At 68.0% G+C, this 22,378-nt stretch carries 20 protein-coding genes; 14 read left to right on the top strand and 6 right to left on the bottom strand.

Translation table 11 applies throughout. The annotated features are described in order from the left end of the window. Positions 1-165: 165 nt before the first annotated feature. The 7 genes from INQ41_RS12830 to betT all read left to right on the top strand — a co-directional run bounded on the left by INQ41_RS12830 (position 166) and on the right by betT (position 9,500). A complete protein-coding gene (locus INQ41_RS12830; protein ID WP_228076620.1) occupies positions 166-4,443 on the top strand; it encodes a chemotaxis protein CheB in 4,278 nt (1,425 codons plus the stop codon). An 83-nt stretch (positions 4,444-4,526) separates the two neighbouring features. Then, positions 4,527-5,870, top strand: coding sequence for a sigma-54-dependent transcriptional regulator (locus INQ41_RS12825; protein WP_193985048.1), 1,344 nt, complete (start codon positions 4,527-4,529; stop codon positions 5,868-5,870). Then, positions 5,867-6,073 carry a hypothetical protein gene (locus tag INQ41_RS12820; protein ID WP_193985047.1) on the top strand — a complete coding sequence of 69 codons (207 nt, stop codon included), beginning with the start codon at positions 5,867-5,869 and terminating at the stop codon, positions 6,071-6,073. The genes INQ41_RS12825 and INQ41_RS12820 overlap by 4 nt, the downstream gene beginning before the upstream one ends. A gap of 71 nt (positions 6,074-6,144) precedes the next feature. Next, the gene (locus INQ41_RS12815; RefSeq protein WP_193985045.1) at positions 6,145-6,552 is read left to right on the top strand and encodes a hypothetical protein; all 408 of its coding nucleotides are present in this window, start codon (positions 6,145-6,147) and stop codon (positions 6,550-6,552) included. Between the two features lie 41 nt (positions 6,553-6,593). Further along, a complete protein-coding gene (locus INQ41_RS12810) occupies positions 6,594-6,767 on the top strand; it encodes a LiaI-LiaF-like domain-containing protein (protein WP_193985043.1) in 174 nt (57 codons plus the stop codon). A 56-nt stretch (positions 6,768-6,823) separates the two neighbouring features. Continuing rightward, entirely contained in the window at positions 6,824-7,207 is a 384-nt protein-coding gene (gene crcB / locus INQ41_RS12805; protein WP_193985041.1) for a fluoride efflux transporter CrcB, read from the top strand. Positions 7,208-7,286: 79 nt separating this feature from the next. Beyond that, on the top strand, positions 7,287-9,500 hold the full coding sequence (gene betT / locus INQ41_RS12800; RefSeq protein ID WP_193985039.1) for a choline BCCT transporter BetT: 2,214 nt from the start codon (positions 7,287-7,289) through the stop codon (positions 9,498-9,500). A gap of 73 nt (positions 9,501-9,573) precedes the next feature. Here the strand turns inward: betT and prpB are convergent, their stop codons facing one another. The 6 genes from prpB to INQ41_RS12770 all read right to left on the bottom strand — a co-directional run bounded on the left by prpB (position 9,574) and on the right by INQ41_RS12770 (position 16,166). After that, on the bottom strand, positions 9,574-10,461 hold the full coding sequence (prpB, locus tag INQ41_RS12795; RefSeq protein ID WP_193985037.1) for a methylisocitrate lyase: 888 nt from the start codon (positions 10,459-10,461) through the stop codon (positions 9,574-9,576). 44 nt (positions 10,462-10,505) lie between these two features. Then, a complete protein-coding gene (locus INQ41_RS12790; RefSeq protein ID WP_193985035.1) occupies positions 10,506-12,188 on the bottom strand; it encodes an electron transfer flavoprotein-ubiquinone oxidoreductase in 1,683 nt (560 codons plus the stop codon). 114 nt (positions 12,189-12,302) lie between these two features. Next, a complete protein-coding gene (locus INQ41_RS12785; protein WP_193985033.1) occupies positions 12,303-13,262 on the bottom strand; it encodes a polysaccharide deacetylase family protein in 960 nt (319 codons plus the stop codon). Further along, a complete protein-coding gene (locus tag INQ41_RS12780) occupies positions 13,259-14,203 on the bottom strand; it encodes a polysaccharide deacetylase family protein (RefSeq protein WP_193985031.1) in 945 nt (314 codons plus the stop codon). The genes INQ41_RS12785 and INQ41_RS12780 overlap by 4 nt, the downstream gene beginning before the upstream one ends. Continuing rightward, complete coding sequence (locus tag INQ41_RS12775; RefSeq protein WP_228076619.1) at positions 14,200-14,874, bottom strand: isochorismatase family protein; 675 nt, start codon at positions 14,872-14,874, stop codon at positions 14,200-14,202. The genes INQ41_RS12780 and INQ41_RS12775 overlap by 4 nt, the downstream gene beginning before the upstream one ends. A gap of 50 nt (positions 14,875-14,924) precedes the next feature. After that, on the bottom strand, positions 14,925-16,166 hold the full coding sequence (locus tag INQ41_RS12770) for an MFS transporter (protein ID WP_193985030.1): 1,242 nt from the start codon (positions 16,164-16,166) through the stop codon (positions 14,925-14,927). Positions 16,167-16,306: 140 nt separating this feature from the next. On the opposite strand from INQ41_RS12770, the gene INQ41_RS12765 reads away from it, so the two are divergent. The 7 genes from INQ41_RS12765 to INQ41_RS12735 all read left to right on the top strand — a co-directional run bounded on the left by INQ41_RS12765 (position 16,307) and on the right by INQ41_RS12735 (position 22,327). Further along, entirely contained in the window at positions 16,307-16,615 is a 309-nt protein-coding gene (locus INQ41_RS12765) for an REDY-like protein HapK (protein WP_193985028.1), read from the top strand. A gap of 7 nt (positions 16,616-16,622) precedes the next feature. Then, positions 16,623-17,495 carry an SDR family NAD(P)-dependent oxidoreductase gene (locus INQ41_RS12760; RefSeq protein ID WP_193985026.1) on the top strand — a complete coding sequence of 291 codons (873 nt, stop codon included), beginning with the start codon at positions 16,623-16,625 and terminating at the stop codon, positions 17,493-17,495. Positions 17,496-17,570: 75 nt separating this feature from the next. Then, positions 17,571-18,449: a polysaccharide deacetylase family protein gene (locus tag INQ41_RS12755; RefSeq protein WP_193985024.1), complete on the top strand. Its 879-nt coding sequence runs from the start codon at positions 17,571-17,573 to the stop codon at positions 18,447-18,449. Next, a complete protein-coding gene (locus tag INQ41_RS12750; protein ID WP_193985022.1) occupies positions 18,446-19,312 on the top strand; it encodes an HpcH/HpaI aldolase/citrate lyase family protein in 867 nt (288 codons plus the stop codon). The genes INQ41_RS12755 and INQ41_RS12750 overlap by 4 nt, the downstream gene beginning before the upstream one ends. A 112-nt stretch (positions 19,313-19,424) precedes the next feature. Next, the gene (locus INQ41_RS12745) at positions 19,425-19,943 is read left to right on the top strand and encodes a MaoC family dehydratase (RefSeq protein WP_193985020.1); all 519 of its coding nucleotides are present in this window, start codon (positions 19,425-19,427) and stop codon (positions 19,941-19,943) included. Positions 19,944-19,954: 11 nt separating this feature from the next. Further along, a complete protein-coding gene (locus INQ41_RS12740; RefSeq protein WP_193985018.1) occupies positions 19,955-21,124 on the top strand; it encodes an acyl-CoA dehydrogenase family protein in 1,170 nt (389 codons plus the stop codon). A 15-nt stretch (positions 21,125-21,139) separates the two neighbouring features. Then, a complete protein-coding gene (locus tag INQ41_RS12735; RefSeq protein WP_193985016.1) occupies positions 21,140-22,327 on the top strand; it encodes a CaiB/BaiF CoA transferase family protein in 1,188 nt (395 codons plus the stop codon). Positions 22,328-22,378 lie beyond the last annotated feature (51 nt).

Here is a 22,378-nt window from a genome sequence, read left to right as displayed (position 1 = left end):
GCGGCCCGCGAGCGAAGCGTGCAAAAACTGCATGGCGCGGAAGGAGTTTCCGCGTCGCGCGCGCTGCGGGACGCCAAGACGATGGCTGTGACGGCCGGAGCGCGAAGGCGCATCATCGCAGAGCAACACTGGAGCCCTGCGATGCCCGATTCGCCGCAACCGTCCATGTCGCCGCCTGCGGACCTCGCGGCACACGCGCGCCTGCCCTTCCCGGTGGTCGGCGTGGGCGCCTCGGCAGGCGGACTGGCCGCGCTGCAGCGCTTCTTCGAGCAGATGCCGGCCGATCCGGGCATGGCCTTCGTGGTGGTGCTGCACCTGTCCCCGCGCCACCAGAGCAATGCCGGCGCGGTGCTGCAGCGCGCGACCCGGATGCCGGTGGAGCAGGTGACCGGCTCGGTTCCGCTGAAGGCCAACCACGTCTACGTGATCTCGCCGCGCTCGGACCTGGCGATGGCCGACGGCCACCTGGAGGTCCGGGACCAGGAGCGCCAGCGCGGGGCGCCGGTGGCGGTGGACATCTTCCTGCGCACCCTGGCCGACACCCACCGCGAACGCGCGGTCGGCATCGTGCTCTCCGGCGGCGGATCCGACGGCACGGCCGGCCTGCGCTGGATCCGGGAAATGGGCGGGGTGACGATGGCCCAGCTGCCCGAGGATGCCGAGCATCCGGACATGCCCCGCCACGCGATCGCCACCGGCAGCGTGGATTTCGTGCTGCCGGCGGCGGAACTGCCGCAGGCGCTGCTGGATGTCTGGCGCAACGCCCGCAACATCAGCGTGCCGCCCAGCGGCGATCCGGAGGCATCCCTGGCAGTCGCCCGCGACGAGGGACCGGAGAGCGAAACCGCCCTGCGCGAGATCCTGGCCATCCTGGCCGAACGCAGCGGCCACGAGTTCACCCACTACAAGCGCGCCACGGTGCTGCGGCGCATCGAGCGGCGGTTGCAGGTGCGCATGCTGGCCGACCTGCCCAGCTACCGCGACTACCTGCGGGCGCACCCGGAGGAAACCCCGCCGCTGCTGGCCGACATGCTGATCAGCGTGACCCGGTTTTTCCGCGACCGGGAGGCGTTCGACACCCTGGAGCGCGACATCATCCCGCCGATGTTCGAGCGCCTGGCGCAGGCGCGCAGTGCGTCCGCTGACGACGGCGTCGACGACGGCAGCAGCAGCGCCGCCGCAAGCCCGCAGCGCGCCGGGCAGGGCGCAGGCGGCCAGCACCAGCGCATCGACGGGCCCGAGCGCCTGCGCGTGTGGGTGCCTGGCTGCGCCACCGGTGAGGAGGCCTATTCGCTGGCCATGCTGCTGCAGGACGAGGCCCAGCGCTTCGGCATCGCCGACGCCTTCCAGCTGTTCGCCACCGACATCGACGAGCGCGCGATCGCCCTGGCGCGCCGGGGCTGCTATCCACGGTCGATTCTGAGCGACGTCCCGCCCCGCCGCCTGCGCGAGTTTTTCTCCGTCGCCGATGACCACTACCAGGTCCGCAAGCCGCTGCGCGAGCGCGTGCTCTTCACCGCCCACAACATGCTGCGCGACCCGCCGTTCTCGCGGCTGGACTTGATCAGCTGCCGCAACGTGCTGATCTACCTGAGCCGCGAGATCCAGGAAAAGCTGCTGGAGATGTTCCATTTCTCGCTGCGGCCGGGCGGCATGCTCTTCCTGGGTTCCGCGGAAACGCCCGAGGCGGCCGGCGGGCTGTTCGAGCCGGTCGACAACAAGCACCGCATCTACCGCGCCCGCCCGGGCGGAAGCCTGCCGCGCCGCATCCCCTCGGTGCCGCTGCGGATTCCGGCGCTGCCGGCCGCGCCGGTGCGCGCCCCGGCCGATGTGCCGCAGCGCTTTGCCGGATTGCACCAGCAGGTGCTGGAGGCGTACGCCCCGCCCAGCGCGATCATCGACTCGACGGGGGCCATCGTGCACATGACCCAGGGCGTGGCGCGCTACCTGCGCCACGCCGCCGGGGTGCCCTCGCACAACCTCGCCGCGCTGGTCGAGCCGGACCTGCGCATGGAGCTGCGGATGGCGATGTTCCAGGCTGCGCAGACCCGCGAGCGGGTGACCGCGCGGCCGGTCCGCCGCCAGGCGGACGGGCACACCACGCTGGTGACGCTGACCGTCCAGCCCTTCCGGGTGGACGCGGGCGCCGGCGTGGTCCTGGACGGCGCCGCCGAGGCCGCGCCGACGGCGACCGCGGAATTCATGCTGGTGCTCTTCGCCCGGACGGACGCCGACGCGGCGGAGAGCTCGGCCAAGGCCGCCGCGCTGTCCACCGATGCGGTCGCCCGGCAGCTTGAGCAGGCCCTGCAGGACACCCGCCAGCAGCTGCAGGCCACGGTGGAGGAGTCCAACCTGTCGGCCGAGGAGTTGCGCGCCTCCAACGAGGAGCTGCAGGCCATCAACGAGGAGTTGTGCTCGACCACCGAGGAGCTGGAGACCAGCAGCGAGGAGCTGCAGTCGGTCAACGAGGAACTGCTCACGGTCAATGCCGAGCTGAAGGCCAAGGTCGAGGAAACCGAGCGGGTCAACGACGACCTGAAGAACTTCCTCGCCGCCACCGAGATTGCCACGCTGTTCATCGACCGCCAGCTGCGCGTGCGCCGCTACACGCCGGCGGCCGAGTCGCTGTTCAGCCTGATCGCCTCGGACCTGGGCCGCGACCTGTTCGACATCCGCAACCGGCTGCACTATCCGGGCCTGCGCGCGGACATGATGGCGGTCATGGAGACCCTGCAGACCATCGAGCAGGAAGTGCGCACCGACGACGGACGCTGGTTGATCTGCCGCATCCTTCCCTACCAGACCGGCAGCCGCCACATCGAAGGCGTGGTGCTGACCCTGGTGGATATCACCCCGCTGCGCCGGGCGCAGGAGGAGATCGCCCGCGGCGAGGAGGACATGCGCCTGGCGTTCCTGCAGTCGGCGGACTTCGCCGTGGTCGCCACCGACGTGGACGGCTACATCATCGGCTGGAACAGCGGCGCCAAGGCGGTGTTCGGCTACGACGATGGCGAGATGAAGGGCAAGCGCATCCACGCGTTGTTCGTGCCCGAGGATGTCGCCGCCGGCAAGCCCGAGGAGGAGATGGAGAACGCCCGCCTGTACGGCCGCGCCAGTGACGAGCGCTGGCACCTGCGCAAGGACGGCAGCCGCATTTTCTGCAGCGGCGTGATGACCCCGGTGGACGTGAACGGCCTGCGCGGCTACGTCAAGATCGCCCGCGATGCGACCCTGCAGCACGAGCTGCGCGAGCTCAGCGAGGAGAAGCTGACGCGCTCGCGCGCCGCGCACGCTGCGGCCAAGGCCAGCCTGGCGGTGAAGGAAGAGTTTCTCGCCGTGGTCTCGCATGAACTCAAGCACCCGTTGAACCTGATCAGCGTCAATGCCGAGCTGATCGGTCGCACCATGGCGCCGCAGCTGCGCAACGAGCCGGTCGCGGCGCGCGCGCTGGATGCCGTGTGCCGCGCCGCCCACGCCCAGGGCCGCATCGTCGACGACCTGCTGGACCTGTCGCGCATCCGTACCGGCAAGCTCAGCCTGGACCTGGCGCCGGTGGATCTGGCGGGGGCGGCGCAGGCGGCGGTGGAGGCGATGTCGGCCGAGGCCGCGGCCGCCGACATCCGCCTGCTGGCCGAGTGCCCTGAGGATCCGGTGATGGTGATCGCCGATGCCGCCCGGCTCAACCAGATCCTGTGGAACCTGCTGGGCAATGCGGTCAAGTTCAGCAGCGCCGGCGGGCGGGTGCGGGTACGCACGCGCGCCGAGGCGGACTTCGGCCGCCTGGACGTCATCGACAACGGGCGCGGCATCAGCGCCGACGCGCTGCCACGCATCTTCGAGATGTTCGGTCAGGGCGGCGCGCGCGCCGCCAGCCACCAGCGCGGACTGGGTATCGGCCTGTCGGTGGTGCGGCAGCTGGCCGAGCTCCACGGCGGACGCGTGCAGGCGCGCTCCGAGGGCCCCGACAAAGGGGCATGCTTCAGCGTCTGGCTGCCGCTGCAGGCGCCGTCGCTGACGGAGCCCGCCGCAAGCACCCACGACCACCCGGCAGGCACCGGCCTGTGCGTGCTCATCGTCGACGATGACCCGCAGACGGTGGATGCACTGGCCGCGTTGCTGCGTCTGGAAGGGGTGGACGTGCTGGCCGCCAGCAGCGGCGAGCAAGCCCTGCAATTGGCGGCGCGCCGGCCCCCGGATGTGGTGCTCACCGACCTGGGCATGCCGGACATGGACGGCTACCAGCTGCTGGCCAAGCTGCGCGAACGGCCATCGACCGCGGACGTTCCGGTCATCGCCGTCACCGGCTTTGGCGGCGAGAACGACGCGCGCCAGTCCGGGGAGGCCGGGTTTGCCGGTCACATCGGCAAGCCCATCCACGTGGATGACTTGCTGCGCGAAATGGATGCAGTGGTGAAGGTGAACCGTTCAGGCTCCAGCCGCTGACCCGAGCCCAATGCGGCAGGCGTTCAACAGCGCGTTAACTGCGCCGAGCCTACGCTCGGAATCCAACCCGCGGGAGGGCCGCCTTGGAACCCACCCTGTTCATTCTCGACGATGACCGCAGCTTCGTCCGCGCCGCCAGCGAAATGGCGCGCCAGCACGGCTACCAGGTCCATGCCGCGCATACCCTGGCCGAGGCGCGGGAAAAGATCCCCGACATCCGCGCCGACCTGTTGTTGCTCGACCTGGAGCTGCCGGACGGGCGCGGGATGGACCTGCTGGCCGACATCGACCTGGCCGAGCACGGGCAGGTGGTGGTGGTGACCGGCAGCCCGAGCATCGAATCGGCGATGCGCGCGGTCTCCGCGCCGGTCATGGATTACATCCTCAAACCGCTGTGTCCGGCGCAGATGGCCAGGCTGCTGGAGCAGTCATCGCCGGGTCGCTGGAAGAAGTCCGTGCCCAGCCGGCCGCCCGGGCTGGACGGTTTCGTGGGCCGCTCGCCGGCCACGCAGCAGGTCGCCGACACCCTGGTCCAGGTGGCGGCTTCGGAGGCGACCGTGCTCATCGACGGCGAGAGCGGCACCGGCAAGGAAGTCGCCGCCCGCGCGCTGCACGAGCTCAGCGGACGCAGTGGCCCGTTTGTCGCCATCAACTGCGGGGCCGTGCCCCACGAGCTGCTGGCCAGCCAGCTGTTCGGCCACGAGCGCGGCAGTTTCACCGGCGCCCACGGTCGCCACATCGGTGTGTTCGAGCAGGCCGCGCACGGCACCCTGCTGCTGGACGAGATCGGCGAGATGCCGGCGCAGTTGCAGGTCTACCTGCTGCGCGTGCTGGAAACCGGGACCGTCACCCGCGTCGGCGGATCCGATGCGATCCCCGTGCCGGTCCGGGTCGTGGCGGCGACCAACCGCGACCCGCTGGCTGCCGTGGAGGCCGGACGCCTGCGCGAGGACCTGTACTACCGCTTGGCCGATGTGCCCATCACCCTGCCGCCGCTGCGCGAGCGCGGCGACGACGTGATCCTGCTGGCGCGCATGTTCATCGATCGGCTCAATACGCGTTACCACCGCAGCCGCTACCTCAAGCCGCGGACCGAAGGCCTGCTGCTGCGCCACGCCTGGCCGGGCAACGTGCGCGAGCTGCGCAGCGCCGTCCAGCGCGCCTACCTGCTGGAGCCCGGCGATGCACTGACCGTGCGGCCGGCGCCGCCACGGCCGGTGCTGACCGAGACCGACTCCACCATCGTGTTCACCGTCGGCACCACCCTGGCCGAGCTCGAGCGCCGCGCCCTGCTGAAGACGCTGGACCATTTCGACCAGGACAAGACGGCCGCCGCGCGCGCACTGGGCATCAGCGTGCGCACCGTGCACAACCACCTTGCCCGCCTCGAGGCCGAGGACGGCAGGACCTCCGACGCGCCGGCATGAGCGCGCCCGAATACGACCGCGACTGGCTGCACGATCTGCGCAACGCGCTCAACACGGTCGTGCTGTCGGCCGCCGTGGTACGTGGCCTGCTCGCACAGGGCGAACTCGACCGCGCGATCGAGTTCCTCGACGACCTGGAGCAGGCCTGCAGCGCCTGCCAGCAACTGGTGAGCCAGCCGCGGAACGTGCGCCGGTCGCGCTGAAGTCCGCTGGCTTGCGGCACACTCCGTGCAACGGTCCACACGGACGCGATCCTCTCTGGCAGGTGGGCAGAATGGAGGCAGCGGCGGCGACATCGCTCACCGACGAATGGCGACACCCGCTCGCGTCGACGCTGCACAGGCAACGGCGGCGGCTGATGGTGAGCTACATCGTCCACGTGCTCTGGTTCGGCGCGATGGTCCTCACGGCGGTCTTCCACGCCTCCCGGACCGTGGCCACCACCTCGATCTGGCTGGCGCTGATCACCGTGCCCCCGGTGATTGTCTACGCGGCACGTGTCCACCGGACCTGCCGCGCCATCGACCCGCTGGCGCGCACCATCGGCCTGATGCCGATGATCCTGATGACGGTGCTCCTCACTCCGTTCGAGTCCGGGTTGATCGTGCCGGCGAAGAACCTGCTGGTCTCCGGGAAGCTGCTGGCAAGGATGCAGGAGGCGTCCGCAGTCGGGGTACCCTAGGCGACCATTAATCCAGCCGCAGGCTTCAACAGGACGATCCCATGCGCTCCAACTCACTGACCGGCGCCTATGTACTGATTGCGGTGGGCACCTATTTCCTGCTCCAGAAGCAGGGTTGGCTGCCCAACATCCGGCCGCTCGTCACGGAATGGTGGCCGGCGGTGCTGATCGTCATCGGCGTGGGCATGATCGTGCAGCGGCGCTCGCGCGGTTGAGCGCGACGCCCCGGCGCGCGCACCGGTGACCTGCCTGGGCAGAAGGGCTGGCGACCATGCATAGCCTGCTCCTTGTCGGATGCGGTGGATTCCTCGGCGCGATCGCGCGTTATTCGATCGGCCTGCTGATCCTGCCCATGGGCGGACAGGGCCGCTTCCCGCTGGGTACGCTGGCGGTGAATATCCTGGGGTGTCTGGCGGTGGGCGTGCTGGCGGGGGTCGGCGAGCGCTACCAGGTCTTCGGAACCGAAGCCCGGCTGTTCCTGTTCACCGGCTTGCTGGGCGGGTTCACCACGTTCTCGGCGTTCGGTCTGGAGGCTTCGCACCTGCTGCGTCGAGGCGAATTGGCTTCGGCGGCATTGTATGTGGGCTGCAGTGTGGTGCTCGGCATCGGCGCGGTCTGGGTCGGCGTCAAGCTCGCGGCGATGCTGCCGCGATGAGCAGGCGGGCCGGATTCACGCAACCGAGCCGTCGCGATATCTAGGATCACGCGGATCCAACAAGTGGACGTGGCAGCCGATGACGAACGAGCCGATTGACGCGAAGCGTTCGCAGCCTGCTGCGCATGGCGCAACACCGGGCGAGTCCGGCTCCAGACCTCCGGCGCCGATTGAGCGCAGCCGTTTCGGCGGCACCCAGCGCCCCCCCAGGCGTGCGGATGACGAGGCACCGGTATCGCGCGGCGACCTTGGCAAGGGTCGCCAGGAACTGGTCGGCGACGGCAAGGCCCACATCAACTGGAGCGTGCTGGTCATTGCCTCGGCGGTGATCCTCGCCTTCTCGATGTGGGCGATCTTCATGCCCGATGGCGCGCGCACCACCATGCGCCTGGTCGTCCACTGGATCGCCTCCAACCTTGGCTGGTACTACGTGCTGACGATGGCACTGGTGATCGGCTTCGTGGTCTGGGTGGCCGTGTCCAGGGAAGGCGATATCCGCCTCGGCCCCGACGAGTCCCGGCCGCAGTACAAGCTGACGACCTGGGTGGCAATGCTGTTCGCCGCCGGCGTGGGCATCGACCTGCTGTTCTTTTCCGTGACCGGCCCGGTCGTGCAATACCTGACCCCGCCCGCGGGCGACGGCGTCTCCTCGGCCGCGTTGCAGGATGCGGTGGTGTGGACGATGTTCCACTACGGCATCGCCGGCTGGGCGGTGTACGCGCTGCTGGGCATGGCGATGGGCTATTTCGCCTACCGCTGGGACATGCCGCTCTCCATCCGCGCCGCGCTGTATCCGCTGCTGGGCAAACGCGTCAGCGGCCCGCTCGGCCATGGCATCAGCATCATCGCGCTGGTGGGCACGGTGTTCGGCGTCGCCACGTCGATGGGCATCGGCGTGGTCCTGCTGAGCGTCGGCTTCGCGCGCATTTTTGGTCTGGAGGCCGGCCTGACGCTGCAGATCGCGCTGGTGATCGGCGCGGTCGCGGTCACCATCGCGGCCACCACCTCCGGGGTGGACCGGGGCGTGCGCTGGATCTCCGAGCTGAACCTGTGGAGCGCGCTGGCGATGATGGTGTTCATCCTCGTCGCCGGCCAGACCGCATTCCTGATGAATGCGCTGGTCGAAAACGTGGGCCGGTTCCTGGTCACGCTGCCGGCGCGGATGTTCCAGACCTTCGCCTACGAGCCCGGCAGCAGCGAGTGGATGGGATCGTGGACGCTGTTTTTCTGGGCGTTCTGGCTGGCCTGGGGGCCGTTTGTCGGCGTGTTCCTGGCGCGGATCTCGCGTGGACGCACGCTGCGCGAATTCGTCATTGCCGCGATCACCGTGCCGGTGCTGTGCGACTTCATCATCGTGTCGCTGTTCGGCAACTCGGCGCTGTACGAGGTGCTGCAGGGAAACAACGCATTCGCCGAGCTGGCGGTGGCTAGCCCCGAGCGCGGCTGGTACGCGCTGATGGAGCTGTTCCCGGGTGCGATCTTTCTGATCATCCTGGCGACCTTTTCCGGACTGCTGTTCTACCTCACCAGTGCCAATTCCGGGGCGATGGTGATGTCGAACTTTTCCGCCTCGATCCCGGATCCCGCGCAGGACGGTCCCAAGTGGCTGCGCATTTTCTGGGCGCTGCTGACCGCCGTGCTGACCATCGCAATGTTGCTCGCCGGTGGCGTGATGACCATGGAGTACGCCACCCTGATCTTCGCCCTGCCGGTGACGATCATCGCCTACCTGGTGATGGCCTCGTTCTACAAGGCGCTGGGGATGGAACGCGCCGAGCGCGAGGGCACGGTGCTGCGCAAGCCGTCCATCGCGCCCAGCGGCGGGCCGGTGCCGGAGCGCTCCTGGAAACAGCGGCTGGGCCACCTGCTCACGTTCCCGTCTTTGCGCGAGGCCAGCCAGTTCCTGGAGCGGACCGTGCGGCCGGCGCTGGAAGAGGTCGCCGCCGAGTTCCGCAACGAGGGTTACCAGGTGCAGAGCGAATCGGTGACCAACGCCTTGGGCATTGCCGAGCCAGTGCTGCGGGTGTCGCCGGAGGCGCAGCGGCCGTTCCAGTACCAGGTCGCCGTGGTCGAGGCGCCGGTACCGACCTTCAGCGGCAAGATGGCGCGCCAGACGGACGTCTATTACCGCCTGGAAGTGGTCACCGGATCGGGCTCGGGCGGCTATGACCTGATGGGCCTGACCCGCCCGCAGGTCATCGACGACGTGCTGGAGCGCTACGAGGCATACCTAGCCGCCCGGGCGGAGGCGGTCCAGTCGCAGGCGCGCGGCGCGGGGGAAGCCACGGACTGATCCCTTGATCCGGGTCCCGGGCGCTCCATTGCGCTTCCGCTATGCAACGCTTGACCGGCCGCCCCGTGCGCGCCTACTTGGCGCCGCTGAAGACCTTGTCCAGGCTCTGCTCGAACTCGTGGTAGCCAATCCGGTCGTACAGCTCCTCGCGGGTCTGCATGCTGTCGACCACGTTCTTCTGGTGGCCGTCGCTGCGGATGGCGGTGTAGACGGCCTCGGCGGCCTTGTTCATCGCCCGGAACGCGGACAGCGGGAACAGTTGCATTGCCACGCCCACTGAGGCGAGTTCGTCGCGGGTGAACAGCGGGGTCTGGCCGAACTCGGTGATGTTGGCAAGCACCGGCGCCTTCACCGCATCCACGAAGCGCTGGTAGGTCGGCAGGTCGTAGGCGGCCTCGGCGAAGATGCCGTCCGCGCCGGCCTCCACGAACGCGATCGCGCGCTCGATGGCGTCATCCACGCCGTGCGAGGCGATCGCGTCGGTGCGCGCGATCAGGAAAAAGTCCGGGTCGGTTTTGGCATCGACCGCCGCCTTGATGCGGTCGACCATCTCGCCCTTGGAGACAATCTCCTTGCCCGGGCGGTGGCCGCAGCGCTTGGCACCCACCTGGTCCTCGATATGGCAGGCCGCACCGCCGGCCTTGATCAGCGACTTCACGGTGCGCGCGATGTTGAACGCGCTGGGGCCGAAGCCGGTATCGATGTCGACCATCAGCGGCAGATCGCAGACATCGGTGATCCGGCGCACGTCGGTCAGCACGTCATCCAGGGTGTTGATGCCCAGATCCGGCAGGCCCAAGGAGCCAGCTGCGACACCGCCGCCGGACAGATAGATGGCGCGATAGCCCGCGCGCCTGGCCAGCAGCGCGTGGTTGGCGTTGATGGTGCCGACGATCTGCAGCGGCTTCTCTTCGCTGAGGGCTTGGCGGAAACGGGCGCCGGGGCTCGTGCTTGCGGTCATGGGGCTCTCGATGTCGGTGGGTGGGGCGGCGCGTGGCCGCGCACTTACATTTTGGCGTAATTGGGACCGTCGCCGCCCAGCGGGGCGACCCAGACGATGTTCTGGGTCGGGTCCTTGATGTCGCAGGTCTTGCAGTGCACGCAGTTGGCGAAGTTGATCTGCAGCTTCTCCGCGCCCGGCTCGCCGACGAATTCATACACGCCCGCCGGGCAGTAGCGCGCTTCCGGACCGGCGTATTCTGCCAGGTTGATGCTCACCGGCACGGCCGGATCCTTCAGCGTCAGATGCGCCGGCTGGCTCTCGTCGTGGTGGGTGCTGCTGAGGAACACCGAGCTGAGCCTGTCGAAGGTCAGCACGCCGTCGGGCTTGGGGTAGTCGATCCTCTCGCGCTTGTCGGCCGGATCCAGGCACTCGTGATCGGCCTTGGCGTGGCGCAGCGTCCACGGCGGATTGCGGATGCCCAGCTTGGGCAGCAGCCACTGCTCGATGCCGGTCATCAGGGTGGCGATCGTGCGGCCCTTCTTGAACCACTGCTTGAAGTTCTTGGACTGCTTGAGCTCGTCGTGCAGCCAGCTGGCTTCGAATGCGGCCGGGTAGGCGGTCAGCTCGTCGTGCGAGCGGCCAGCGGCCAGCGCGTCGAACGCGGCCTGGGCGGCCTGCATGCCGGTCTTGATCGCGGCGTGGCTGCCCTTGATCCGGCTCGCGTTGAGGTAGCCGGCTTCGCAGCCGACCAGCACGCCACCGGGGAACACGGTTTTCGGCAACGACATCAGCCCGCCGGCGGTGATGGTGCGGGCGCCGTAGGAGATGCGCTTGCCGCCTTCCAGGTGCTTGCGGATGGAGGGGTGGGTCTTGAAGCGCTGGAACTCCTGGAACGGGCTCAGCCAGGGGTTGGTGTAGTCCAGCCCGACCACGAAGCCGACCACGACCTTGTTGTCATCGGCGTGGTAGACGAACGAGCCGCCGTAGGTGTCCGAATCCAGCGGCCAGCCGGCGGTGTGCACCACCAGGCCGGGTTCGTGCTTGGCCGGATCGACCTCCCACAGCTCCTTGATGCCCAGGCCGAAGCTCTGCGGGTCACAGTCCCGGTCGAGCTGGAAGCGCTCGATCAAGCGGCGACCCAGGTGGCCGCGCGAGCCTTCGGCGAAGACGGTGTATTTGGCGTGCAGTTCCATGCCGCGCTGGAACTGCGGGCCGGGCTCGCGGTTCTTGTCCAGGCCCATGTCGCCGGTGGCCACGCCGATCACCGCGCCGGCGTCGCTGTAGAGCACCTCGTCAGCCGCGAAGCCGGGGAAGATCTCCACCCCGAGTTCTTCCGCCTGGCCGGCCAGCCAGCGGGTGAACTCGCCCAGGCTGATCACGTAGTTGCCGTGGTTGTTGAAGCACTCGGGCAGGAACGCGGCCGGGGTCGCCCTGGCACCGCTCTCGCTGAGGAACAGGAACTCGTCGCGGGTCACCGGCTGGCGAAGCGGCGCGCCGTGCTCCTTCCAATCCGGCAGCAGCTCGTCCAGCGCGCGGGTGTCCATGATCGCGCCCGAAAGGATGTGCGCGCCCGGCTCGGAGCCCTTCTCCAGCACGCACACCGAGACCTCGCTGCCCTTGCTGGCGGCGAGCTGGCGCAGGTGGATCGCGGTGGCCAGTCCGGCCGGGCCGGCGCCCACCACGACGATGTCGTATTCCATCGATTCGCGGGGGCCGTAGGTGGCGTTCAGGTCTTCCGGGGTCATGGCGGTTCCATTGCTGATGATGCGCCGTGGAGCGCATGCAGGAGTGGCTGGGAACGTCTTTGCAGCGGCGGGATGCCAGCCATTATCCCGCGCGGCGGCTGAAGACGCGAAACGCTAGCTTGCGTGACTCGCGTTCGCGGCCTCGGTCGCGTTGGGCGACGCGGCGGCCAGGATTGCCGATGGCGGCGCGTTCCAGATCGAATCCGCGCGCGAGGCCAGGTGCGCGAACACGCGTTCCAGGTGCTTGATCCGGTGCGGCTGGCCCATCACCCAGGGGTGGATGTTGAGCGCGAGCATCCGGCCGTGGCCGGTGTCGCGGGCCTCGGCGAGCAGGAACTCGCAGGCATCGATCACCTGGTCGGCGTACTGGGATTCGCTGTGCAGGTTGTCGCCCACGATGAAGCGGTCCTCCAACTCCAGCGACAGCGGCAGGATCGACAGCGGGCCGTGGTCGGTGTGGAAGGCGTAGGGCAACTCGTCGTTGACCCAGTCCGCGCACCACTCGATGCCGGCCTCGCGCAATAACTCGGGCGTGCGGTGGGACTGGGAGCGCGCCGGCGACAGCCAGCCACGGATCGGCGCGCCGGCGTAGGGCGCCAGCGCGGCCAGGCTGCGCTGGATCCACTCGCGCTCGCGCGTTTCGTCCAGGCCGCCGTAATGCACGCAGTCCATGTTCCAGCCGTGGCCGAGCAGCTCGAATCCGGCCGCCTGCACCCGACGCAGCAGCGCGGGGTAGCGCTCGGCCAGCTCGCCATTGACCGCGACGCTGGCGGTCAGGTTGCGCTGCTTGAGCGCATCCAGAACGCGGAATACGCCGACCCGGTTGCCGTAGTCGCGCAAGGTGTAATGGCGCAGGTCCGGGTAGGGCATGGTCATGCTGCCGGGGGCCTTGAAGCCTTCGCCGGCCGGGTTCAGCGGGAAGTGCTCCAGGCTGAGATTCAGCCACAAGGCCAGCGGCTTGCCGTCCGGCCAGGCCACCGGCGAGCGGTCGGCCAGCATCGACCACGCGTAGCGGTCGTGGTCCATGCCGTGGCGGCGGTTCGGGTACTGCAGGTAGTCGGGGCCCAGACTCATGCCGATGCCTCCTGCGCCACCGCGTCGATCGACGCCAGCGCCTCGTCGTAGTGGTGATCCAGGTAATGCGCGGCGATCTCGCGGCCGGTCGCCTTCCACACCCCGTCGTGCTGGCTGATGTAGTCCATCGCATCCTCGAACGCGGCGAGCCGGTGCGGGTGGCTGACCTGGTAGGCATGCAGCGGTACGCACAACACGGTGCCATTTTCCGCGCCCTCCTCATACAGGCGGTCGAACGCGTCCTTGATCATCTGCCCGTAGCGGCGCGGTTCGATCTTGTTGACCACGTAGGTGATCGTGTCGTTGAGCTCCAGCGAGTAGGGCACCGAGACGAAACGCTTGCCGCTGCGGGTGCGCACCGGCGTGGGCTGGTCGTCGTGGAACAGGTCGCAGGTGTACCGGCCGCCGGCCTCGGCGAACAGGTCGATGGTCGCATTGGAGTGCGACAGCGCCGGCGCGAGGTAGCCGTCGCAGTGCTGGCCGGTGTGCTGGACGATGAGCGCCATCGACTCCTCGATCATCTCCCGCTCCTGCGCCTCCGACAGGCCGTAGGTGTAGCGGGTGTTGTAGATGCCGTGGCTGAAGAACTCCCAGTCGCGCTCGGCCGCCAGCTCGATCACCTCGGGGTGATGGATCAGCGTCGCCGCCGACAGCGACACCGAGCCGCGCAGACCGTACCTGTCCATCACCCGCATCATGCGCTGGTGGCCGACGCGGTTGCCGTAGTCGCGGGTCGCGTAACCCAGCACGTCCGGCAACGGCCGCGGCCACGGCTTGCGCTGCGGGTTGGGCGGCGGGTCGAGCTCGTAGAACTCTATGTTGGGCGCGATCCACAGCGCGACCTTCGCCCCACCCGGCCACTGGATCTTCGGCCGGCTGTCGTAGGACCAGTAGTCGTACAGGCCCGGATCGGCCTTTTGCGTGGGCGCGCCGGTGCTCATGGTGCGATCTTCTTCAGCTCGGCCTCCACCTCGTCCACCGACTCCACGTCGGCGTACTTGAGCATGATGTCGGCGAGGTTGGCGAAGTGCGGGATCTCGTGTTTGTCGGCCACGCACTCCTCCACCACGATCGTGCGGAAGCCGCGCGACAGGCTGTCCACCGAGCAGGCGCGGACGCAGCCCGAGGTCGAGCCGCCGGTGATGATCAGCGTGTCGATGCGGTGGAAGGTCAGCAGCGACCACAGGTTGGTCTCGAAGAACGGGCTGGCCATCAGCTTGTGCATGACGATGTCGCCGGGCTGCACGTCGGCGCGCGGATCCAGCTGGGCGCGCTCGGAGCCGTGCTTGATGTTCTGCAGCGAGTCGGGCGTATTCGTGCGCGTGCCCCAGACCCCGGCGTCCTCGCCGTTCTCGGCGTAGGCGACGTAGGTCCAGATCACCGGCAGGCCGCGCTCGCGCAACAGCGCGGAGAGCGTATTGATGTGCTCGATCTGCCGCGGGTCGGTCTCATACGCGGTCTTGAACGCGTCCATGTCGGTGTAGGCGCGCTGCACGTCGATGTTGACGATCGCCGGACGCTGGCCGAAGCCGAACTTCGCGCGGTTGCGGTTGGCCTTGACCTGGGCCCAGTACTGGCGGGCGGTGAGGTCGGACGTTTCCATTACAGGCATGGGATTCTCCTGGGGTCAGGGAGCATGAAGTCAGGGGTCAGGGTGCAGGGTCAGGACGCGAGCCGGGCCAGGCGGGCGCGCTCGTCGCGCACCAGGGTGGACATGACCAGGGCCACGGCGATGAGCACGAACACCAGCTGGAAGGCCGGCTTGTAGCTGCCGGTCATGTCGAAGATCTTCGCCGCCATCCAGATGCCCAGGCCGGCCGTGGTCGCATCCAGCAAGGTCACGGTGCCGAGGATCTTGCCGGCCGAGGACAGCCCGAAGGCATTGACCGCCAGCAGCTGGATCATGGTGTACAGGCCGCCCCAGCCCAGGCCGAACAGGATCAGCGCGTACCAGACCAGGTCCGGGCGCATGGTCGCCAGCACCGCCGCGCCGGAGGCCATGATCAGCAGGTTGACGATGAACACGACCTTGGCCGAGAGGATGTCGGCGAGCATGCCGAACAGGAACTTGCCGACCATCGCCAGGCCGAACATCAGGCTCAGCGCAGAACCCGCCTGGACCGGGGTGAACTGCAGGTCGCGCATGTGCAGGAACAGGTTCTGCGAGACGGCCATGATGGAGAAGAACGTGGTCATGGCGACCGTGGCCAGCGCCCAGAAGGTGCGCGTGCGCAACGCCTGCCTGTAGGTCAGGTCGGGCAGGGTGACGATGTTGGCCGCCGCATCGGCGACCGCCTTGGCCGCCACCTTGTCGGCGCCCCAGGGCTTGATGTTCTTCTCGCTCGGGCTGTGCACGAGGAAGTAGGCGATCACCAAAAAGGTGGCCGGAATCGCCATCTCCCACATGAAGGCGGTCCGCCAGTCCATGGTCTTCAGCAGGTGCACGGCCAGCGGCGGGAAGATCATGCCTCCCAGGCTGGTGCCCACCAGCGCGATGCCGATGGCGGTGCCGCGCTGCACGCTGAACCACTGCGAGACGTAGATCACCGCGACGTTGAGCCCGGCGGCGACCAGCACCACGCCCAGGCCGACGTGGATCAGGTACAGGTGGGTCAGCGAATTGACGAAGGCGTAGGCGAAGTACATCGCGCCCAGCAGCGCGATGCCGCCCAGGATCAGCCGGCGCGGGCCGGCGCGGTCGATGATCGCGCCAATGAAGGGCCCCAGCCAGCCGGCCAGCACGAGGGTGATCAGGTCGCGCATCTTCAGCTGGCTGCGGGTCCAGTCGAACTCCTTCAGCAGCGACTCGTCGAAGGCGGTCAGGCCGGTCACGATCAGGCCGTTCGACGTGAGCAGGACCAGCATCCCCATTATCGCCATCAGCCACGGGTAGTAGCGCTTCATTCTCGTACCTCTGCAGGTTGGTTCGTGGGGGAGCAGGGACGCCGGAGGGCGGATTCTCCCTGGCGTTGACCGGCAACGGATGGCATGCCTACACTTTGTCCGGACAAAGTGTGCCACAGTCGATTGCCCCGGAGGAAGCCATGAATACCGTGATCGTTCTTTTCAACCTCAAGCCCGGCGCCAGCGCCGGGGACTTCGAGCACTGGGCGCGCGAGCACGACGTGCCGACGGTCAATGCGCTTTCGTCCATGGACAGTTTCGAGGTGCTGCGAACCAAGGGTCTGCTGATCGGCGACGGCAAGCCGCCCTACGAATACATCGAAATCATGCGCGTGCCCGACATGGCCGCGTTCGCCGCCGACCTGTCCGCGCCCCAGGTGCAGGCCGGCGCGGCGCAGTTCCAGCAGTTTGCCGACAACCCGATTTTCATCCGCGCCGAATCGATCTGAGACCGCCATGACCGCTGCAACTCCCTCGTCGCTGCCCGCGCCCCGCTACAGCGAACTCAAGGGCAAGGTCGCCCTGATCACCGGCGCCGGCCGTGCCGGCGGTCTGGGCGAGGGCATCGCCCGCCGCCTCGCCGCCGAGGGTTGCAGGGTGGTGATCACCGATATCGGCCAGGGCCGCGGCGCGCAGATGCCGGTCGATGCGATCGGCACCGACGAGGAAATGGCGCGCACCGCCGCCGCGATCACCGCCGCCGGGGGCGAGTGCATTGCGATGGCGCTGGACGTGCTGGAGGAAAGCCAGGTCGAGGCGGTCATCGCCCGCACGGTGGAGCGCTTCGGCGGGATCGACATCCTGGTGAACAACGCCGGCATCGGCTACCTGATGAAATCCATCGTCGACATGGACGTGGACGAATGGGACGCGGTGCTGGGCGTGAACCTGCGCGGCAGCTTCCTGTGCACCAAGCACGCGGCGAAGGCGATGATCGCCCAGGGCCGTGGCGGCCGGATCGTCAACATCGCCTCCCAGGCGGCGAAGTCCGGCGTGCCGCATGCCGGCGCGTACTGCTCGTCCAAGCACGGCGTCGTCGGCCTGACCCGGGTCAGCGCGATTGAGCTGGGCGAACACGGCATCACCGCCAACGCGATCTGCCCCAACCATGTCACCACCGGCCTGGGCGCCTGGCAGAACGAGTACTTCGCCAGGCTGCGCGGACTCAGCGTGGAGGACTACCTGGCCCAGATGCGCGCGCGCATCCCCCTGGGCCGTGCGGGTTTGCCCGGCGATACCGCGGCGGCCTGCGCGTTCCTGTGTTCCGACGACGGCGCCTACGTCACCGGCGAGGCGATGAACGTCTCCGGCGGCGAAGAGACCCACTGACCGCGACGCGTCCACCACGCGGCGATTCCATTTGATGCGGGCCGGAAGGCGCGCACGGCAGAACCGGAGGGTTCCATGTCCCAAAGCACCTACGCCTGGCCCAACGACGCCCGACTCGCGCTGTCGGTCGTGGTCAATGTCGAGGAAGGCTCCGAGTACAGCATCGGCGAGGGCGACAGGATCACCGAGCCCGTCGATGAGCTCGCCGTCAGCCTGACCAAGCCGATCCGCAACTACGGCAACGAGTCCAATTACCGCTACGGCGTGAAGGAAGGCCACGCACGGATTGCCGCGCTGCTGGACAGGTACGAGGTCACCAGCACCTACACGGCCGCCGCGCTGTCGCTGGAGCGCGCGCCGGAGATTGCCGCCTACCTGCATGGCGGCCGCCACGAGACCTGTTCCCACGGCTGGCGCTGGATCCACCAGTTCCGCCTCAACGAAGAGCAGGAGCGCGAGTTCATCCGCAAGGCCGCCGACAGCATCGAGCGCACCACCGGCACCCGTCCGGTTGGCTGGCTGTCGCGCTACCTGCACACCGCCGACACCCGCCGGCTGCTGCAGGAGGAAGGCTTCCTCTACCACATGGACGACTACTCGGCCGACGCGCCGTTCTGGGCGCCGGTGGACGGCAGCGACCAGCCGATGGTGATCGTGCCCTACCAGCTGGACACCAACGACATGAAGATGTGGCTGGCGCCGTCGTATCTGCCAAAGGACTGGCTGGACTACGCCATCGACAGCTTCGACACCTTGTATGAGGAAGGCGCCAGTGCACCGCGGATGATGTCGATCGGCCTGCACCTGCGCATCATCGGTCGCCCCGGCCGGATCGGCGCGCTGGAGAAATTCTTCCAGTACGTCTCGACCAAGCCCGACGTCTGGTACGCGACCCGCCGCGGCATCGCCGAGCACTTCATCGCCCACGGCGGCCAGCAGGTCATCGCGCCGTGAGCACGTCCTCGTCCGATGCGATGGTCAATCCGCGCCGCTGCCTGATGTTCGTGCCCGGCTCGCGCCCGGAGCGTTATGCCAAGGCTATCGCCACCGGCGCCGACCAGGTCTGCATCGACCTGGAGGACGCGGTGGCGCCGGGCGACAAGGACAGCGCGCGCGCCTCGGTGTTCGCCTTCCTGGCGGATACCCCCGAGTCCTACAGCGAGATCGGCCTGCGCCTGAATCCACTCTCCACCGAGCTGGGCCGCAGGGATCTGGCCGAGTTGAAGGCCTCCGGCCTGGCGCCGGCATTCGTGATGTTGCCCAAGGTCGAGAGCGCGCAGGAATTGCTGGATGCCGACGCCGCACTCGCCGGCACCGACACCGGCCTGATCGCGCAGATCGAAACCCCGCGCGGGTTGCTGGATGCGCGCGCGCTGGCCCACGCCACGCCGCGCCTTCAGGCGCTGATGTTCGGCGGCTTTGATTTCATCGTCGCCCTGCGCGGCCGCGCCAGCTGGGAGAGTTTCTTCCATCCGCGCGTGCAGTTGGCGGTGATCGCCGCGGAGGCCGGCATCGGCTGCATCGACGTGCCGTTCCTGGACATCAAGGACGAGGCGGGACTGGTCGCCGACACCGATCGGGTGATCGCGCTCGGCTTCACCGCCAAGGCCGCGATCCACCCCGCCCAGGTCGATCCGATCCAGCAGCGCTACCTGCCGACCGTCGAGGAACTGGAGCGCGCCCGGCGCGTGGTGGCCGCCCTGCAGGCCAACCGCGGCGAGGCGATCCAGCTGGACGGCAAGCTCGTTGACCGGCCGATCGAGATCGCCGCCGAGCGCGCGATCGCCTTGGGCGTGCACGGCGCCCGCGCGGGCTGATCGTCCCGGCCCCGATCCATATCGCGCCGCCCGTCACAGCCGACGGGCGCGCACCCGCCACACCCGCTTTTCCACCCCACGCGACGTTGCCAAGACAAAAGGAAACCCCCCCATGGTCCAGACAGCCAAGAAAGTCGGTGAGAACCGGTATCGCGAGACGTTCGGTCGTTTCTTCGAGGAGTTCACGGTCGGCGATACGTATGAGCATCGCCCCGGCCGCACGATCACCGAGACCGACAACACCTGGTTCACCCTGCTGACGATGAATACCCATCCGATGCACTTCGACAAGGAATACGCGAAGGCCTCCGAGTTCGGCAGGATCATTGTCTGCAGCCCGTTCACCGTCGCCCTGATGGTCGGCATGAGCGTGACCGACGTCAGCCAGAAGGCCGTGGCCAACCTGGGCTGGTCGGAAATCAAGCTGACCCATCCGCTGTTCGTCGGCGACACCCTGTATGCCGAGTCGACCGTGCTGGAGAAGCGCGAGTCCAGGTCGCGCCCCGGCGCCGGCATCGTCACCTGCAGCACGATCGGCCTGAACCAGGACGGCAAGACCGTCTGCACCTTCAACCGCACCATGCTGATCGCCAGGCAGGGTCACTCGGTTGAAGACAAGGTCAACTACTGAGGTTTGATGCCATGAGCAACGAGACCAACGCCCAGTGGAGCGCCGAGGACGAGCAGGCGCTGCTGGACACCATCGATGGCTGGATCGAGAAGTCGGTCGCGCCGATCGCGCGCGAGTACGACCTGGCGGACAAGTACCCGCACGAACTGGTCGAGGAGATGAAGGAGCTCGGCCTGTTTGGCGCGACGATCTCGCAGGAGTACGGCGGCCTGGGCCTGCCGGCCAGCATCTACGCCAAGATCGTGATCCGCATCTCGGCGGTGTGGATGGCGCCGACCGGGATCTTCAACTCGCACCTGATCATGGCCTCGGCGATCGAGCGCGCCGGCACCGAGGAGCAGAAGCGGCACTACCTGCCCTTGATGGCGACCGGCGAGCTGCGCGGCGGCATCGGCCTGACCGAGCCCAATGCCGGCACCGACCTGCAGGCGATCCGCACCGTCGCAAAGCGCGAGGGTGACCACTACGTCATCAACGGCGCCAAGACCTGGATCACCAACTCGCTGCACGGCGACATGATCCTGCTGCTGGTCAAGACCGACCCCGATTCGCAGCCGCGCTACAAGGGCATGAGCATGTTCATCGCCGAGAAGGGCGATGGCTTCATCGTCGCCAACAAGATGAAGAAGAGCGGCTACCGGGCGATCGATACCTGCGAGCTGGTGTTCGAGGACTACAAGGTGCCGGCCAGTCGACTTTTGGGCGGCGTGGAAGGGCAGGGCTTCAAGCAGACCCTCGGCGGCCTGGAACTGGGCCGCATCAACGTGGCCGCGCGCGGTGCCGGGATCGCCGAAGGCGCGCTGCGCCTGTCGGTGCGCTACGCGCAGGAGCGCAGGACCTTCGGCGTGCCGATCGCCGAGCACCAGGCGATCCAGCTCAAACTCGGCGAGATGGCCTCCAAGGTCGAGGCTTCCAAGCTGCTGATCGAGAGCGCCGCCAAGGCCTTCGACAAGGGCGAGCGCTGCGACATGGAAGCGGGCATGGCCAAGTACTTCGCCACCGAGACCGGCGCGTACTGCGCGCAGGAAGGCATGCGCATCTTCGGCGGCTACAGCTACTCCACTGAGTACGAGATCGAGCGCTTCCACCGCGACGCGATGCTGATGTGCATCGGTGAGGGCACCAACGAGATGCAGAAGATCATCATCGCCAAGCAGCTGGTCGCCAGAAACGCGATCTAGGAAGGAGACGACACCATGAGCGAGCTTCCCCTCAAGGGCGTGCGCATCCTGGCCGTGGAGCAGTACGGCGCCGGGCCGTATGGCTCGATGCACCTGGCCGATCTGGGCGCGGAAGTGATCAAGATCGAGGCGCCCCCCGGCGGCGATGTCTCCCGGTCCACCGGCCCGTATTTCCTCGGCGAGGGCGACAGCCAGTTTTTCCAGACCTTCAACCTCAACAAGCACTCGTTGCGGCTGGACCTGAAGAGCGCGCAGGGCCGCGAGGTGTTCGAGAAACTGGTCGGCACCGCCGACGCGGTGCTCAACAACCTGCGCGGCGACCAGCCGGCCAAACTGGGGCTGGACTACGCCACCCTCAGCAAGGTCAACCCGAAGATCGTCTGCGCCCACCTGTCCGCCTACGGGCGCGACAACGAGCGCGCCGCGTGGCCGGGCTACGACTACCTGATGCAGGCCGAGGCCGGGTTTATGGCCCTGACCGGCGAACCCGGCCAACCGCCGGTACGCTTCGGCCTGTCGATGGTCGACTTCATGACCGGCACCACGATGGCGATGGGCCTGCTTGCCGCGTTGGTGGGAGCGATGCGGACCGGCGAGGGCCGCGATGTCGATGTGAGCCTGTTCGACGTCGCGCTGCACCAGCTCAGCTATCCCGCCACCTGGTACCTCAACGAAGGTCACGAGACGACCCGCCTGGAGCGCTCCGCGCATCCTTCGACGGTGCCGTGTCAGGTGTACCGAACCGCCGATGGCTGGGTCATGGTGATGTGCATGCTGGAGAAGTTCTGGCAGACCTTCATCGCTGGAATCGACCGCCCGCAGCTGGGCACCGATCCGCGTTTCGCCGACTTCCCGGCCCGCCGCGAGCACCGCGAGGCACTGACTCCGCTGGTGGACGAGGCGCTGATGCAACACGACACCGCCTATTGGACCGAGCGCTTCGCCGGCAAGATCCCGATCGCACCGGTGTTCGACATCGCCCAGGCCCTGGACAACCCCTATGTGGAGCGGATCGGCATGTTGCAGTCGGTTGACCACCCGCAGGGTGCACAGCGGATGCTGCGCAATCCGATCAAGCTCGATGGCCAACGCGTGGACGGGGTCGCCTGCCCGCCGCTGAGCGCGGACGCCGATGCGATTCTAAGCGAGCTCGGTTACAGCGCCGACGAGCGCGCGAAGCTGGTCGAACAGGGCGTGGTCTGAGGTCCCCAATCATGTAAGCGTTTGGGGCGTATTCCGCCCCGCTCTGGAGTC

Origin of the sequence: Lysobacter ciconiae, assembly GCF_015209725.1 — a bacterium.
GTDB lineage: Bacteria > Pseudomonadota > Gammaproteobacteria > Xanthomonadales > Xanthomonadaceae > Novilysobacter > Novilysobacter ciconiae.
The sequence above is the reverse complement of the archived record's forward strand: the minus strand, read 5'-3'. Positions and strand labels throughout refer to the sequence as shown.

Coding starts and splice junctions, on each gene's coding strand:
- INQ41_RS12755 (WP_193985024.1), top strand. CDS start 17,571: ATGTCCCAAAGCACCTACGCCTGGCCCAACGACGCCCGACTCGCGCTG.
- crcB (WP_193985041.1), top strand. CDS start 6,824: ATGCATAGCCTGCTCCTTGTCGGATGCGGTGGATTCCTCGGCGCGATC.
- prpB (WP_193985037.1), bottom strand. CDS start 10,461: ATGACCGCAAGCACGAGCCCCGGCGCCCGTTTCCGCCAAGCCCTCAGC.
- INQ41_RS12760 (WP_193985026.1), top strand. CDS start 16,623: ATGACCGCTGCAACTCCCTCGTCGCTGCCCGCGCCCCGCTACAGCGAA.
- INQ41_RS12780 (WP_193985031.1), bottom strand. CDS start 14,203: ATGAGCACCGGCGCGCCCACGCAAAAGGCCGATCCGGGCCTGTACGAC.
- INQ41_RS12745 (WP_193985020.1), top strand. CDS start 19,425: ATGGTCCAGACAGCCAAGAAAGTCGGTGAGAACCGGTATCGCGAGACG.
- betT (WP_193985039.1), top strand. CDS start 7,287: ATGACGAACGAGCCGATTGACGCGAAGCGTTCGCAGCCTGCTGCGCAT.
- INQ41_RS12820 (WP_193985047.1), top strand. CDS start 5,867: ATGAGCGCGCCCGAATACGACCGCGACTGGCTGCACGATCTGCGCAAC.
- INQ41_RS12740 (WP_193985018.1), top strand. CDS start 19,955: ATGAGCAACGAGACCAACGCCCAGTGGAGCGCCGAGGACGAGCAGGCG.
- INQ41_RS12790 (WP_193985035.1), bottom strand. CDS start 12,188: ATGACCCCGGAAGACCTGAACGCCACCTACGGCCCCCGCGAATCGATG.
- INQ41_RS12775 (WP_228076619.1), bottom strand. CDS start 14,874: ATGCCTGTAATGGAAACGTCCGACCTCACCGCCCGCCAGTACTGGGCC.
- INQ41_RS12770 (WP_193985030.1), bottom strand. CDS start 16,166: ATGAAGCGCTACTACCCGTGGCTGATGGCGATAATGGGGATGCTGGTC.
- INQ41_RS12830 (WP_228076620.1), top strand. CDS start 166: ATGTCGCCGCCTGCGGACCTCGCGGCACACGCGCGCCTGCCCTTCCCG.
- INQ41_RS12810 (WP_193985043.1), top strand. CDS start 6,594: ATGCGCTCCAACTCACTGACCGGCGCCTATGTACTGATTGCGGTGGGC.
- INQ41_RS12765 (WP_193985028.1), top strand. CDS start 16,307: ATGAATACCGTGATCGTTCTTTTCAACCTCAAGCCCGGCGCCAGCGCC.
- INQ41_RS12815 (WP_193985045.1), top strand. CDS start 6,145: ATGGAGGCAGCGGCGGCGACATCGCTCACCGACGAATGGCGACACCCG.
- INQ41_RS12735 (WP_193985016.1), top strand. CDS start 21,140: ATGAGCGAGCTTCCCCTCAAGGGCGTGCGCATCCTGGCCGTGGAGCAG.
- INQ41_RS12785 (WP_193985033.1), bottom strand. CDS start 13,262: ATGAGTCTGGGCCCCGACTACCTGCAGTACCCGAACCGCCGCCACGGC.